The organism is Type-F symbiont of Plautia stali, assembly GCF_059731105.1.
In genome coordinates this window covers 1,980,613-1,995,371 of record NZ_AP035909.1, presented here as the reverse complement: position 1 = coordinate 1,995,371, position 14,759 = coordinate 1,980,613, and the positions used below count along the sequence as shown (strand labels likewise).

Annotated in this window: 11 protein-coding genes and 1 pseudogene; 8 read left to right on the top strand and 4 right to left on the bottom strand. The window is 60.3% G+C overall.

Going from position 1 to position 14,759, the window contains the following annotated elements:
- Positions 1 to 2: 2 nt before the first annotated feature.
- The 3 genes from AC6I7A_RS09425 to AC6I7A_RS09415 all read right to left on the bottom strand — a co-directional run bounded on the left by AC6I7A_RS09425 (position 3) and on the right by AC6I7A_RS09415 (position 4,109).
- A complete protein-coding gene (locus AC6I7A_RS09425; RefSeq protein WP_058957936.1) occupies positions 3 to 1,826 on the bottom strand; it encodes a glycoside hydrolase family 15 protein in 1,824 nt (607 codons plus the stop codon).
- Between the two features lie 90 nt (positions 1,827 to 1,916).
- Entirely contained in the window at positions 1,917 to 2,810 is an 894-nt protein-coding gene (locus AC6I7A_RS09420; protein WP_058957937.1) for an SDR family oxidoreductase, read from the bottom strand.
- Positions 2,811 to 3,074: 264 nt separating this feature from the next.
- Positions 3,075 to 4,109, bottom strand: a complete 1,035-nt coding sequence (locus tag AC6I7A_RS09415) for a LacI family DNA-binding transcriptional regulator (RefSeq protein ID WP_058957938.1) — start codon at positions 4,107 to 4,109, stop codon at positions 3,075 to 3,077.
- 214 nt (positions 4,110 to 4,323) lie between these two features.
- Between AC6I7A_RS09415 and AC6I7A_RS09410 the strand changes: the two genes are divergently transcribed.
- From AC6I7A_RS09410 to AC6I7A_RS09395, 4 genes are all read left to right on the top strand, one after another.
- Positions 4,324 to 5,352, top strand: a complete 1,029-nt coding sequence (locus tag AC6I7A_RS09410) for an ABC transporter substrate-binding protein (RefSeq protein ID WP_058957939.1) — start codon at positions 4,324 to 4,326, stop codon at positions 5,350 to 5,352.
- Between the two features lie 90 nt (positions 5,353 to 5,442).
- Positions 5,443 to 7,665 (top strand): ABC transporter permease, encoded by a 2,223-nt coding sequence (locus AC6I7A_RS09405; RefSeq protein ID WP_058957940.1) that lies wholly within the window; start codon positions 5,443 to 5,445, stop codon positions 7,663 to 7,665.
- Positions 7,662 to 8,732 (top strand): ABC transporter ATP-binding protein, encoded by a 1,071-nt coding sequence (locus AC6I7A_RS09400; protein WP_058957941.1) that lies wholly within the window; start codon positions 7,662 to 7,664, stop codon positions 8,730 to 8,732. Before AC6I7A_RS09405 ends, AC6I7A_RS09400 begins: the two co-directional genes overlap by 4 nt.
- 15 nt (positions 8,733 to 8,747) lie before the next feature.
- Complete coding sequence (locus AC6I7A_RS09395) at positions 8,748 to 9,542, top strand: inositol monophosphatase family protein (protein WP_058957942.1); 795 nt, start codon at positions 8,748 to 8,750, stop codon at positions 9,540 to 9,542.
- A 34-nt stretch (positions 9,543 to 9,576) separates the two neighbouring features.
- Here the strand turns inward: AC6I7A_RS09395 and AC6I7A_RS09390 are convergent, their stop codons facing one another.
- Positions 9,577 to 10,005 carry a GNAT family N-acetyltransferase gene (locus tag AC6I7A_RS09390; protein WP_058957943.1) on the bottom strand — a complete coding sequence of 143 codons (429 nt, stop codon included), beginning with the start codon at positions 10,003 to 10,005 and terminating at the stop codon, positions 9,577 to 9,579.
- 187 nt (positions 10,006 to 10,192) lie between these two features.
- Between AC6I7A_RS09390 and hipB the strand changes: the two genes are divergently transcribed.
- The 4 genes and pseudogenes from hipB to AC6I7A_RS09370 all read left to right on the top strand — a co-directional run bounded on the left by hipB (position 10,193) and on the right by AC6I7A_RS09370 (position 14,685).
- A complete protein-coding gene (gene hipB, locus AC6I7A_RS09385; protein WP_009090189.1) occupies positions 10,193 to 10,441 on the top strand; it encodes a type II toxin-antitoxin system antitoxin HipB in 249 nt (82 codons plus the stop codon).
- Positions 10,441 to 11,744: pseudogene (locus AC6I7A_RS09380) on the top strand (type II toxin-antitoxin system HipA family toxin). The gene hipB and the pseudogene AC6I7A_RS09380 overlap by 1 nt, the downstream one beginning before the upstream one ends.
- A gap of 102 nt (positions 11,745 to 11,846) precedes the next feature.
- Positions 11,847 to 12,491, top strand: a complete 645-nt coding sequence (locus AC6I7A_RS09375; RefSeq protein WP_058957944.1) for a LysE family translocator — start codon at positions 11,847 to 11,849, stop codon at positions 12,489 to 12,491.
- 148 nt (positions 12,492 to 12,639) lie between these two features.
- Positions 12,640 to 14,685: an FUSC family protein gene (locus AC6I7A_RS09370; RefSeq protein WP_058957945.1), complete on the top strand. Its 2,046-nt coding sequence runs from the start codon at positions 12,640 to 12,642 to the stop codon at positions 14,683 to 14,685.
- The last annotated feature ends 74 nt before the right edge of the window (positions 14,686 to 14,759 follow it).

The following is a 14,759-nucleotide window of genomic DNA, read 5'->3' as shown; positions in this document are numbered from 1 at the left end:
TCTTAAACCTCTCCTTTTGATTCCGATAGCGCCTGGGCCGCGCAGATCAGCGCCAGATGGCTCAGACCCTGCGGCATGTTGCCACGCCAGCTCTGACTGCGAACGTCATACATCTCATTAAAGATATCGACGTTACCCTGACCGTCCAGCGTCGCCAGAATCTCCTGCATCGCCTGTTCCGCCCGATCCCGGTCACCCATTTCCGCCCAGGCTTCCACCAGCCAGAAGGCGCAGGCGAGAAAGGTACTCTCCTCCTGCCTGACGCCGCTGTAGCGATAGAGCATGGCGCTGCCGTCGCCCAGCTTCTGCCGGATAGCGTGGTAGGTGGAGAGCATCCGCTGCGGATTAACCGCATTGCCATAGCTGTGCACCAGCGCCAGCGAGGCGTCCAGGCGTGCATCACTGCCGACGTAGAAGAGGTAAGCCTGCTGCGTTTCTGACCAGCAGTGCGACTCAATCCAGTCGCGGATGCGGTCACGTTCCCGCTGCCAGCGGCCCAGCCAGGTCGGTTCGATATGTTTACTTTCCGCCAGCGCCACCGCCCGATCCAGCGCTATCCAGCAGGCCATTTTGGAGTGGGTATAGTGCTGCAGCTCCGGCAGCTCCCAGATGCCGCAATCTTTCTGTCGCCAGTTGTCGGCGCAGCAGTTCGCCAGGTCGCCCAGCAGGCGTGAGGTGGTGATATCCAGCACGTGGCCCGCTTCAATAAAGCGCTGCGCGGTCATGAGCATATCGCCATACATACTGAGCTGCAGCTGATCGCGGGCATTGTTGCCGATGCGCACCGGCTGAGAATGCTGATAGCCGCTCAGGGGCGGATAACGCTCGGCGGGCACCTCATCGCCATTCAGGGTATAGCAGGCGCGCAGCCTGACGCCGTGACGGATGATGGTCTGCGACAGCCAGGAGAAGGCCGCCTTACAATCTTCCAGCGCGCCGAGATAGACAAAGGCTTTGATAATCAGGCAGGCATCCCGCACCCAGGCGTAGCGGTAGTCATAGTTTTTCTCGCCGCCGATGCCCTCCGGCAGCGACGTGGTGGCAGCGGCGGCCAGCGCGCCGGTCGGGGAGTACCAGAGAAACTTCAGCGACAGGGCAGAGCGCCTGACCAGCGCCGGGTAGCTGCCGTCATAACTCAGGCTCTCCACCCAGCTGGTCCAGCCGGTGTGGCTGGTTTCAATCCGCTGGTCGATAGCCTCCAGCGGCGGCACGGCCAGCGGCTCCTTTTCGGTGATCAGCAGGGCGCAGAGCGAGCGGGAACCGGCGGTGGTGCGCAGCGTGGCGCAGACCTGTTCATCATCCAGTTCGGTAATGGTGATGTCGTCGCTGGAGCGGAACATCGCCATCGTTTCGGCGATGTGAAACACCTTGCCTTTCTCATTGTCGGCCACCCAGGGGGAACGGGTTTCAGCGGCGGTGCCGAAGCGCAGCGTGATCTGCAACTCCACCTCGCCCTCAACGCCTTCGATGCGGCGGGCCAGCTCACACCAGGGCAGACGGCCCGCCAGCGTGCTGTTGATCGATTCGGTAAGCAGGACGGCGCCGCTGTCGGTGTCAAAGCGGGTCTCCAGCACGTTGCTGTTGTCACGATAGCGTCGCGTAACCTGATAGCTGCCGCGCGGGACGACCTGAAAGTAGCCGCCCAGCCCGGCGTCCAGCAGGCGATCAAACAGCGGTTTCGCATCGAGATTGGGGGCACACCACCAGTCAATGGAGCCATCCGGCGCAATCAGCGCCACCGAACGGCCTTCACCAATGGCGGCATAGTCGCCCAGCCCCGCAAAACCTTCTTTTCTGACCGGCGAATGAAAAACCGGGTTTTCCATGTTCTTATTCCTTATACCAGGCACAACGATTCGGAGGGAGAGAGAGGCAGGACAAAAAAATGGCCGCTTTACGCGGCCACCAGAAGGGGATTACAGGGTGCCGGTGCCGCCATCAGAGCACCAGACCTGACCGGAGGAGTAGCTGCTCTCGGTCGAGGCCAGGGTGACGTAGAGCGGGGCGATCTCAACCGGCTGGCCCGGACGGCCCATCGGTGAGTCGGCACCAAACTGCTTCACTTTCTCCATAGGCTGCCCGCCGCTGGATTGCAGTGCGGTCCAGTATGGACCCGGCGCTACCGCGTTGACGCGGATGCCGTCGCCGCCCAGCTGTTTCGCCAGGGATTTGGTAAAGGCCACAATCGCCGCTTTGGTCTGCGCATAGTCCAGCAGGATATCGCTGGGTTTAAACGCCTGCACTGACGAGGTGTTAATAATGGATGCGCCGCGTGGCAGATATTCCAGCGCCGCTTTGGTGATCCAGAACATTGCATAAACGTTGGTTTTAAACGTCGCATCAAAATCTTCTGTACTCAGGGTACGAATGGACTCATTAAATTGCTGACGACCAGCGTTATTAACCAGAATATCCAGACCACCTAATTTGTCGGCCGCCTCTTTGACCAGCTGCTGACAGAATTCTTCTGAACGAATGTCACCGGGAATAGCGAAAACTTTACGGCCTTCCGCTTCGACTAATTTAACCACTTCATCGGCATCCGGCTGTTCTTCCGGCAGGTAGTTAATCACCACATCGGCGCCTTCACGGGCATAAGCAATCGCAACGGCACGGCCAATCCCGGAGTCGCCGCCGGTGATCAGCGCTTTGCGGCCGGTCAGACGACCGGTGCCACGGTAGCTGGTTTCACCGTGATCGGGAACCGGAACCATTTTGCTGGCAAGGCCTGGCGCCTGCTGGGGCTGATCCTCAAAAGGAGGCTTAGGAAAGTGATCCAGATCGAGCGTCTTGTTAGTGGGTGTGGCCATTGTATGCTCCTTGAACAGTGTTATCTGAGACTGTAAGCCTGGCACAAATGTGATGTTTGTCACATCTGACTGCTGATTCATTGAGCAGATAAAACCAGAGTAAATTAATAATGCAGATAAAGCGTAGACAGGAAATCGCGATTGCGGGGCGAAGCGGCCGAATATTTTTCCGGGCAGGAGAGCGCTATTTAAAGCGAAGCGTAAAACCGGTACTCAATTATTTCGCTGAGAAATAACGTACCGGCTGAAAATAAAGAATGGCGCTCATCCGCCGCGCACCGATCCCCGCCAGACCACATCGACCGGATATATTTTCCGTGCCTGCGGCTGTTCTGTTCGCGGCAGGAGACTTTCCGGTTGCGCCTCTGCCGCCACCAGCCAGTCAATCGCATCGCGGGCGAACTGCTCTACCGGCTGCGCAAAGGTGGTGAGGTCATAGGCGCTCCAGCCCGACTGCGCGATGTTGTCGTGTCCGATGATGCAGAGATCCTCCGGAATACGCAGCGCAAAACGGTGACGCGCCTCATCCATAAAGCCGCAGGCGAGCAGGTCGGTGGCGCAACAGACCGCATCCGGGCGGACGCTGCGCGTCAGCAGACGCTGCGCCAGAATCTGTCCGCTCTCATAGGAGGTGCTGCCGAACCGTTCCACCTGCACGGCAATGCCGGCCTGCTGCGCCGCAGTCAGAAAATCGGCTTCGCGTTTCAGCAGGCTCGGCGTTCCCGCCAGCGAATTCACAAAGGCGATGCGGCTGCAGCCCGCGCGCAGAAAGGCGTTAACCGCCATCTCCGCCGCCGGACGGGAGTCAAGGTTAAGGCTGAGCGTGCCGGGCAGGGCGTCGTCACGGTTAATCAGCACCAGCTGCTGACCGTGCCGGTAGCAGAGCCGGGTAATGCCACTGTCAGGCATGCCGGAGAGAATGATCGAGGCGTCGGCGCGGAAATGGATCGCCTGCTGCAGCGCGGCGGAAACCCGCTCATCCGACCGGTCGGTGTTAATCAGCATCGCCACCTTGCCCGCTTCCTGCAGATACTGGGTCATCCAGCGCACCAGGCTGGCACGGTAGGGCGTATCCACCTCTGAGGCGATCAGGCAGACAATGCCGCTGCGGTTTCGTACCAGGCCGCGCGCCAGATGATTGACGTGATAACCCAGCTCTTCCGCCGCTTTCATTACCCGCTGCCGGGTGGCGTCCGACACGCTGGCCCCCGGTGTAAAGGTGCGGGAGACCGCCGAGCGCGAGACGCCCGCCCGATCTGCCACATCCTGTGCACTCACCACTGTCCTGGGCTGCTGCATCTTCTCTCCTCATCCTGCCGTTAACCGCACTGAGTCTGCCTGAAAATGCAAGGGTGTGCAAAAGATAACAGGGCAATGAATGTTTCAAATTTGTGACAGCGACTGACAATTGCTCAACAAGTGAATTGACAGCATGGCAGGGGCGCCGTACTACTTTGCACACATGTGCAAAAGCTGGCGCACGCCCTCATCATCCGGCCTCAAGGAGATCCCCATGCGTTATACCTCTCTGCTCGCTGCTGTTATCGTCAGTTGCCCGGTGGTGCCGTTTGCGGCCACGGCGGCGGGCAGCCTTAATATGATCTGCTCCGCCGATGTGGTGGTGTGCGAACAGATGACCACGCTGTTCAGCCAGTCTCATCCCGATATCCGGCTCAGCATGGTGCGGCTTTCAGCCGGTGAAGCCTACGCCCGAATCCGCAGCGAGGCGCGCAATCCCCGCACCGATATCTGGTGGGCGGGCACCGGCGATCCGCACATGCAGGCCGCAGAAGAGGGGCTGAGCCAGCCCTACAAGTCCCCTTTACTTGACCAGCAGCAGCCCTGGTCACAAAAGGTGGCAGAGATTTCCGGTTACCGGACCGTTGGCGTCTATGCCGGTGCGCTGGGCTGGGGCTACAACACCCGCCTGCTGGCGGAGAAAAAGCTGAAGGTGCCTGCCTGCTGGGCGGATCTCCTTGATCCCGGTTTTAAGGGCGAGATTCAGATCGCCAACCCCAACTCCTCCGGCACGGCGTACAACACGCTGGCGACGCTGGTGCAGATCATGGGGGAAGATGACGCCTTTGCCTACCTGAAGAAGCTTAACGCCAACATCTCGCAATACACCAAGTCCGGCTCGGCACCGGTAAAAGCGGCAGCGCGCGGTGAAACCACCGTCGGGATTGTCTTTATGCACGATGCGGTTGCGATGGAAGTCGAAGGCTTCCCGATCAAACCTGTCGCCCCCTGTGAAGGCACCGGCTATGAGATTGGCTCCATGTCGATTATCAAAGGGGCGCGCAACCTGGCGAATGCCCGGGCCTGGTATGACTGGGCGCTGAGTGCAGATGCGCAGTCCCATATGAAAGAGGCGAAATCGTTCCAGCTGCCCTCCAACCGTCAGGCGGAAATCTCCGAGTATGCGCCGCGTTTCGAGAACATCCGCCTGATCGATTATGACTTCAAAACCTATGGCGACTCGGCGAAACGCAAAGCGCTGCTGGGGCGCTGGGACAGAGAGATTGGTGCCAGCGCGCACTGAAGCGTGGCACTGCCCGGCCGTCAGACGCCGGGCACGGGCCGAACCGCGGTGGCATCAGCCAGTTGTCCGCTTCTCCAATCGAGGTGATGTATGAATGCGCACAATCGCCGTTTAACCGGCGCGCTGCTGGCGGGGGCCGTGGCCCTGACGCTGCTGCCCTGGTACAGCCTGGAGCAGGGATTCTTTGCGGGTGACTGGCTCTTTCGTTCTGCGGAGGAGAACAGCGCACCGGCCCTGTGGCAACTCGCCCAGCAGCCCTGGCTTCTGGTCGCCGTGGCGCTGTGGGGAGGCGTTACCGCCTGCGCCTTTCTGCCTCCCGGCCGGACCCGCAGCACGCTGCTGCTGCTGTTCAGCGTATCCGGCATCCTGTTTCTGCTGCTGGAGGGACATGCCATTGGTTTCAGCGGCTGGAACTGGCTGTGGCTGGAGCACCTTACCGGGCCGCTGGCTCAGGGACAGCCCGCCATGGGCGCCGGGGCCTTACTGCTGCTGACCGTTTTTCTGCTGATCTTTGCCTTTGCGCTGGCAGAGCGCGGTGTCCTGAAAGGCGATGCCTTTGTGGTGGCGGCGATTGTGCTGCTGGTGGCGCTGGTCACCACCTTCGTGCTCTATCCGGTGCTCAGCCTGTTTGCCGCCGCGGTGCAGGACAGCGATGGCAGCTTTAAACCCGATGGGCTGATCGCCAGCCTGCAGGACCCGGCCATCTGGAGCCTCGGCTGTTTTACCGGCGGCAACTGCGGGACGGCCTGGCGAACGCTGGGACTGGCGCTGATGACGGCCAGCGGCTCGACGCTGCTGGGGCTGGCGTTTGCGCTGGCGGCGACGCGCACGGCACTGCCGTGTAAGAAAGCGCTGCGGATGCTCACCGTTCTGCCGATTATCACGCCGCCGTTTGTCATCGGTCTGGCGCTGATTTTGCTGTTTGGCCGCTCTGGCGTCGTCACCGAATCGCTGGCGTCGCTGTTCGGCATTGCGCCGGGACGCTGGCTCTACGGGCTGACCGGGATCTGGATTGCGCAGGTGCTCTCGTTTACGCCGGTGGCCTTTCTGGTGCTGATCGGGGTGGTCGAGGGCGTCAGTCCCTCACTGGAGGAGGCGTCGCAGACGCTGCGAGCCAGCCGCTGGCTCACCTTCTCCCGCGTGTCGCTGCCGCTGATGGCTCCGGGGCTGGCCAACGCCTTTCTGATCAGCTTTATCGAAAGCATGGCGGACTTCGGCAATCCGATGGTGCTGGGCGGCAGTCACGGCGTGCTCTCTACGGAGATCTTCTTTTCAGTGGTCGGCGCGCAAAACGACCCGAGCCGCGCGGCGGTGCTGGCGATGATCCTGCTGGCCTTCACGCTGGCGGCCTTTCTGCTGCAGCGCCTCTGGCTTGCCGGGAAAAGTTTTACCACCGTCACCGGGAAAGGCGACGGCGGCCGTCATGCCATGCTGCCGCGTCCGGTCAGATTTGGCGTCTATGGGATGGTGATCCCATGGGGGCTCTTTACTCTGGTGATCTACGGCATGATCCTCACCGGCGGCTTTGTCCACTCCTGGGGGCTGGACAACAGCCTGACGCTGGATCACTACATCCGCGCCTTCCGTGTCACCCTCACTCAGGGGGAACTGGTGTGGCAGGGCGTGGCGTGGAACTCCTTCTGGACGACGCTGGAGATTGCCCTGATTGCGGCCCCCCTCACGGCGATTGTCGGGCTGCTGACCGCCTGGCTGATCGTGCGTCAGCGCTTTGCCGGACGGCAGACCTTTGAGTTCATGCTGATGCTGAGCTTTGCCATTCCCGGTACGGTTATCGGTGTGAGCTATGTCATGGCCTATAACCTGCCGCCGCTGGAGATAACCGGCACCGCGATGATCCTGATTGCCTGTTTTGTCTTCCGTAACATGCCCGTCGGGGTACGTGGCGGCATTGCGGCGATGAGCCAGCTGGATAAAAGCCTGGATGAAGCGTCACTCACGCTGGGCGCAACCAGTTTCCGTACCCTGCGCAAGGTGGTGCTGCCGCTGCTGAAACCGGCCATCAGCGCGGCGCTGGTGTACGCCTTTGTGCGCGCCATTACTTCCATCAGCGCGGTGATCTTCCTGGTCAGCGCGCAGTACAACATGGCGACCTCGTACATTGTCGGGCTGGTGGAGAACGGTGAATATGGCGTCGCCATTGCCTACTCCTCGGTCCTGATCCTGGTGATGCTGCTGATTATTGGTCTCTTCCAGCTGCTGGTGGGCGAACGCCGCCTGCGCCGTGTCACCCGACCGGCGGCCCTCGCCGCCACTCCCTCTGCATCCACCCTGACTCAGGAGAGCACCGTATGACGACACATCAGGCCGGATCGGTGGTTTTTGACCATGTCTCAAAACGTTTTGCCGGCTTCAGTGCGGTGCCGGATCTGTCGCTCACCGTGGAGCCCGGCACGCTGGTGACGCTGCTCGGCCCCTCCGGCTGCGGCAAGACCACCACGCTACGGCTGCTGGCCGGGCTGGAACATCCTGACGCGGGCCGCATCCTGATAGGCGGTAAGGATGTTACCCATCTGCCCGCCAACGCGCGGGACGTGGCGATGGTGTTTCAATCCTACGCGCTGTTTCCGCACATGAACGCCCTCGACAACATTCTCTATGGGCTGAGCGCCTCGGGGATGAGCCGGCGCGAGGCGCAGGATCGGGCACGTGAGGGGCTGAAGCTGGTGGGGCTGGAGAGTCAGGGGCAGCGGCTGCCCTCGGAGCTTTCCGGCGGGCAGCAGCAGCGCATTGCGGTGGCGCGCGCGCTGGTGCTGGAGCCGCAGGTGCTGCTGCTCGATGAACCGCTGTCGAACCTGGATGAGCGTCTGCGCCGTCAGGTGCGCACCGATATCCGCGATCTGCAGCAGCGGCTCGGCTTTACTGCGGTCTATGTCACCCATGACCAGGAGGAGGCGCTGGCGGTCTCCGATAAGATTATTGTCATGAAAGAGGGGGATATTGCTCAGGAGGGGACGCCGGAGACGCTTTACCATTCTCCCCGTTCGGTCTTTATCGCGGACTTTATGGGGGAAGCGAACATTCTGCCCTGTGAGGTAGAGCAGGCCGGCGCGGAAGAGGCGCTGATCCGTCTCGGCACGCAGCGCTTCCGGCTGCCCGGAGCGGGAGTGCGGACCGGCCCGGCTCAGCTGGCGGTGCGGCCCCGCTTCATAACCCTCTCCGGCGACGGACTGGGCGCACTGCAGGGGGAAATCACCCACAGTACCTGGCTGGGTGACCATATCGAATATGAAGTGGCTACCGAACTGGGCGCGCTGTTCATTATCGATCCGCTGATGGAGCAGCGTCTCCCGCTCGCCACCAGGGTTGGCGTAAACTTCAGGGCGCAGGGGCTGGCCCTGATCGCGCACGAATCTGATTAAAACTGAGGAGCTGGCATGGCATCACATGATGAAATAATGGCGCGTCTGGCTGTCGCTGAGGCCGTTGCCCGTGAAGGCGGCGCGACCGCGCTTTCCTACTTTAACCGTCGCGAGACGCTGGTGGTGGAAACCAAATATGATCTGCAGGATGTGGTCTCGATTGCTGACCGTGACGTGGAGCAGCAGATCGCGGCCCATCTCCGCGCCGCCTTTCCCGATGACGGTTTTCTGGGTGAGGAGAGCGGTCTGCAGCCGGGAGCATCGGACTACACCTGGGTGGTCGATCCTATCGATGGCACCAGCCCGTTTCTGAACGGGATGCCAAACTGGTGTGTTTCGGTGGCCGTGCTGCGCGGCGACCTGCCGGTCATCGGGGTGATCTTTGCCCCCCTCTATGATGAATGCTACGTCGCGGCGCTGGGGCAGGGCGCGACGCTCAACGGCTGCCGTCTGGCCGTCGATCCGGCGCGCACGCTGCAAAACCACGTCACCGGATTCGGGGCGAACAGTCACGTGACCCCGCAGCAGGTTGGCGAGATCGTGGCCGCATTGCTGACGGCAGGCGGTAACTTTATCCGACTGGGTTCCGGCGCGCTGATGCTGGCATGGGTGGCCGCCGGACGGGTGGTGGGTTACTACGAGCCCTATATGCACGCCTGGGATTGTCTGGCGGGCTACTGCCTGGTGAAAGAGGCGGGCGGCTGGTATCACCCGTTTAATACTGAAGGCGACCGCCTTACCCGCGGTGCGCAGGTCCTTGCCGTGGCACCCGGTGCCGAAGCCGACCTGCGCCGCATCGCCGGTCTGTGACCCTGTCACGCCAGCGCGATGCGGATCGGTGTGGTTATGCCGGCCGGAGTCTCTTCGTCAGATAGTGACGCTGCATGCCGGTCTGCGGAAAATCGGGCAGGGACATCTGCTGCTGATATCCCTGCTTCTGATAGAACGGCAGCGCCTGAAAGCTGAACGTATCCACCAGCGCACAGAGACATCCGTCCGTCACCGCCGCCTGTTCCGCCGCGCTGAGCAGTTCACTGCCCAGACCGCTGCCCCGCAGCGTCTCGTCCACCCACAGAAAATCGATACAGAGCCAGTTTCCCTTGCGGGACGCGATTAACCCGCCCCGTAATGTCCCCTGCGTGTCGCGATGCATGACCGACAGCGGCCCCCAGTTCTCAGTCTGGATAAACTGCCGGTTGTACCCGCCGAGTCCCGCCAGTAGTGCTTCGCGGTCCTGCTCGCTGATCTGATGGGTGATGCTGAATCTGCTCATTCTCTTCCTCTTTTCTCCGTGGATTATGCGTCCTGAATTATCCCTTACGAGGGATAAATTCCTCATTATCCTCTATAGGGTATAAAAGATAACTTATCCCTTAAAGAGGATAAAAACACATTTATACCCTTTCGGGGATAATGCGGCTGCGCTATGCTTACCCTCTGTGATCCAGAAGGAGTCACCCATGATATATAGTCCGATTCAGCTGGCAAACCGGCTGAAACTTATCCGCCAGCGCAACGGCTGGACCCAGAGTGAGCTGGCAAAAAAAGTGGGCCTGAAGCAGGCGACGATCTCTCACTTTGAAAATGCACCTGACAGCACCTCGCTGGCTACGCTGTTTAAGCTGCTGCAGTCGCTGGAGCTGAGCCTGGAGGTTCAGGAAAAAGCGGCACCGGCGCCAGCGCCACTCAATGACGAGGATGACTGGTGATGCAGAAGCTGATGGCCTGGATGAACGGCGAGCGGGTGGGGGTGCTGACCCGGCAGCGAAACGGCGCACATGAGTTTGAGTATGATGCAGGCTGGCTGCGCAATCCGCTGGCGCGTCCCCTTTCCCTCTCTATGCCGCTGCAGGTCAGGCCGATCACCTCCGCCGCCGTGATTAACTTTTTCGATAACCTGCTGCCTGACAGCCCGGCGATCCGTGACCGGATTGTGGCGCGCTATCAGATAAAATCCCGCCAGCCGTTTGATCTGCTGCAGGAGGTGGGACGTGACAGCGTTGGCGCGACCATGCTGCTGCCGCCGGAGATGGCGCTGCCGCCGCTGCAGGCACGCTATGAGGTGCTGGATGAGGCGCGGCTGGAGAAGGTGTTGTCGGCCTATCAGTCCGATATTCCGCTGGGGATGCTGCGTGAAGAGACCGATTTTCGCATCTCGGTGGCCGGCGCGCAGGAGAAAACGGCCCTGCTGCTGACCGATGAGGGCTGGAGCATTCCGGCCGGGGCGACGCCAACCTCCCACATCATCAAGCTGCCCATCGGGGAGATGCCGCCACCCTGGATATGCGCGAAAGCGTGGAGAATGAGTATCTCTGTCTGGCGCTGGCCCGGGCGCTGGGAATGGCGGTGCCGCAGGCGACCATTATCCGCGCCGGAGCGATGCGGGCGCTGGCGGTGGAGCGGTTTGACCGGCGCTGGTCCCGCGATAAGACCCGGCTGATCCGGCTGCCGCAGGAGGATATCTGCCAGGTGCTGGGGCTGCCATCCTCAACCAAATATGAGTCAGACGGCGGGCCGGGTATAGAGACGATCATGCAGCTGCTGATGGGCTCCAGTCAGGCGATAGCGGATCGCTACCGCTTTATGCAGTTTCAGGTTTTCCAGTGGCTGATCGGCGCAACCGATGGCCATGCAAAAAACTTCTCCCTGTTTATTGAGCGCGGAGGCAGTTACCGGCTGACGCCATTTTATGACGTCATCTCAGCCTATCCGGTACTGGGTGGCACCGGCCTCAACAAGCGGGCGCTGAAGCTGGCGATGGGGCTGTGCGCCACCAAAGGTAAAAAGATGGCGATCGACAAAATCTATCCGCGCCATTTTATCGCCACGGCAAAGCGCGTCAGTTTTGATCCGGCCACTATGGAGGAGATTTTTGACTTCTTTATCCGGGCCTTTCCCCAGGCGGTGATCTCGGTGCGGGAGGCGCTGCCCGCCGATTTTCCGCAGCACATCGCCGACGCCATTTTCAGTCACTCACTGATCATGCTGGAGCGGTTACGGCACAGAACGTGATGGAGAGCGCGCACACCGGTAAGAGGATGATGGCATTTGGAAAAGGGCGTCCGGGCTGATAAGTTAACGAAAGGTTAAATCTTATTGCTGTCAGGAGGCTTCATGCTGGATATCGTTCATTTTCCGCTGTTTCTGGCGTCGGTGGTGCTGCTCTGCATTACGCCGGGCCCCGATCTCGCTTATGTTGTCGGACAAAGTGTGGCTCGGGGGCGACAGGCCGGGGTTCTCTCGGCGTCGGGCGTGGCGCTGGGAAGCTGTACGCATGCGGTTGCCAGTGCATTGGGCTTAACAGCGCTGATTGCAGCCTCGCCGCTGCTGTTCACCGTCATTAAATATACGGGCGCAGCCTACCTGATCTATCTGGGGACGAAGATGATCGTGGCGACGTTCCGCGTCCGTCACGTCTTCAGGCCGGAGGGCGCGGAGGCGGTTGCACAGACCGAAACCCGACAGCTGCTGCTGCGCGGCTTTATTACCTCGATAACCAATCCGAAAGTGCTGCTGTTCTTCATCGCCTTCTTTCCTCAGTTTGTGACGGTGGAGGGCGATCATCATGCCGTCTCCTTTCTGCTGCTGGGTCTGGCCTATGCGCTGACGGGCCTGATAACGGATGTGCTGTTTGCCCTGCTGGCAGGCGGTGCCGCCGGCGCCGTTGCGAAGAATCAGACCCTGCAGAAGGCGCTCGATCGGGTGGTGGGTGCCACCTTTATCGGGCTGGGCATCCGGCTGGCGCTGACGCGTCGCTAACCGCTTTTCATCCCGCCCGAAACAGACCTGTCTCCCCTGAAACCGGCCCCGTCAGGCCGGTAATAATTTGTATAAGTTAACTGAGAGTAAAACGCAGGCGCATCTGTCAGGATACGCGCCTCAGAAAGCTCCTGGTTGCTCTCATTCGATGAAATGGTTTACCAAAAACGCGGTTTTGTTTGCCTGCAAAACTTCTCTTGCCGCGTTTATTGCACTCTCTGTGGCGCTGCTTCTTAACTTTGAAAAACCTGCCTGGGCGCTCACGACCGTTTTTGTGACTTCACAGCTCTATGCGGCCTCAACCGTGTCGAAATCCCTGTTTCGTCTGCTGGGTACGCTGCTGGGGGGCCTCTTTATTCTGCTGATCTACCCCGAAACGGTGCAGTCGCCGGTTCTGTTCAGCCTCTGCGTGTCACTGTGGGTAACGGTCTGCCTCTATCTCTCCCTGCATGACCGCACGCCCAAGAGCTACATCTTTATGCTGGGCGGGTATAGCGCCGCCATTATGGGCTTTCCCGACGTGGATACGCCGTCAGCCATTATCAATACGGTCATTTCACGTATTGAGGAGATCACGCTCGGCATTCTCTGCAGCACCCTGGTTCACCGGCTGGTGTTTCCGGTGTCGATGCATCATCTGCTTGGCCAGAGCGTGAATCTCTGGTTTCAGAATGCGCGCAGGCTATGCGATGAGCTGATCAGCGGAATGGCAAAGAACAAATCGCTGGAGCGGGAAGATATCCTGATTCAGATGGCCGGTTATCCGCTGAACGTTGAAACACTGCTGACCCACTGTGTCTATGAGGGGGAGGCGGCGCGTAACGTCATCCGTCTGGTCAGCGTGCAGTATCAGCATCTGACCTATCTGCTGCCGACGCTCACCGCGATTGAGTCACGGCTGGGCGTACTGGCGGAGCTGAACATTCGTTTTCCAGCGTGCGTGACCGATGTGTTCCAGCAGTTTCTGTTGTGGCTGCATCACGATCGCGTCAATGACATCAACGGGCTGCGTGAGGCGATCAATGCCGGGCAGGCCAGCCTGGAGCAGTCGTGGCGGGCAGGGGAACTGGCAACCGAGGAGAGTCTGCTGCTGATCGGACTGCTGGAGCGGCTGGCCAACTTTGTGCGTATTGCTGATGCCTATGAGAATGTCAGCGCCCGCGCCGGGGATCTCTACAGTCATGGCGACGGAGCGGCTATCCGTAATATCCGTGAGCATCGCCATATCGACAAAGGGCTGTTGAGGCTGTCGGCGCTGACGGCTTTTCTGGCGACCTTTCTCTCCAGTCTGTTCTGGATTGGCAGCGGCTGGGCCGACGGGGCTAATGCACCGCTGATGGCGGCGATTATCAGTTCGTTTTTTGCCGGTGTCGATTCGCCGGTGACGCCGATGAAGCTGTTTGTTAAAGGGGTGATGATTGCGCTGGTCGTGAGCCTGTTTTACATCGCTTTTCTCATCCCGCAGGCGAACACCTTACAGGCGCTGATGATCTGTCTGCTGCCCGGTCTGATGCTGCTGAGCCTGGTGATTGCGAATCCGGCCACTAACCTGATCGGGCTGAGCGTGGCGATTCAGATCCCCGGCTTTATCGGACTGAGTCACCACTTCGTGCCCAATCTTATCGTTACCCTGAATGCGGCGATCTCCTCGATGGTAGGGATTATGTTTGCCGTTGTGCTGACGGCGCTGATCCGCAACAAACGGCCTTCGTGGATAGCGCGAAGAGCGGTACAGCGCGGCCTGCGCGATCTGTTAGGGTTTATCAAAATGGTGGAGCGTAACGCCGCCACGCTGCTGTCACGGCAACAGTTTATTGCACGCATGCTCGACAGGGTGAATATCATTCTGCCGCGGAAACGGCTCGACCCGGTGCCGGATATCGTGGTGGGGGGCTATCTGATTACGGAAACCTGGCTGGGGGCGAACTGCTATGACTTTTATGCGCGCTATCGCGAGGTGCTGGAACGGCATGGGATTGATAGCGGGCAGATGTTTCACGAGCTGGGGCTCTATCTGAAGCGCAAGATGAAGTCACTGCAGTTAACACCGCATCAGGATTTGCTGGAGGAGCTTGACCTGCTGCTGCGGCGTCTGGAGCCCCTGGCCCGGCAGGAGAGTGAAGCCGTCGCGCCCCTGATCCACCTGTTTAACATCCGGGTCTCGCTGTTTCCGCATCAGCGCTGGCCGGAATGAAAGGGTAGAAACGCGGGCTGGTGGTCTGAAGAGGCTGGTGGCCCGGAACAGGTCTTAACGGCACTCTATTTTAG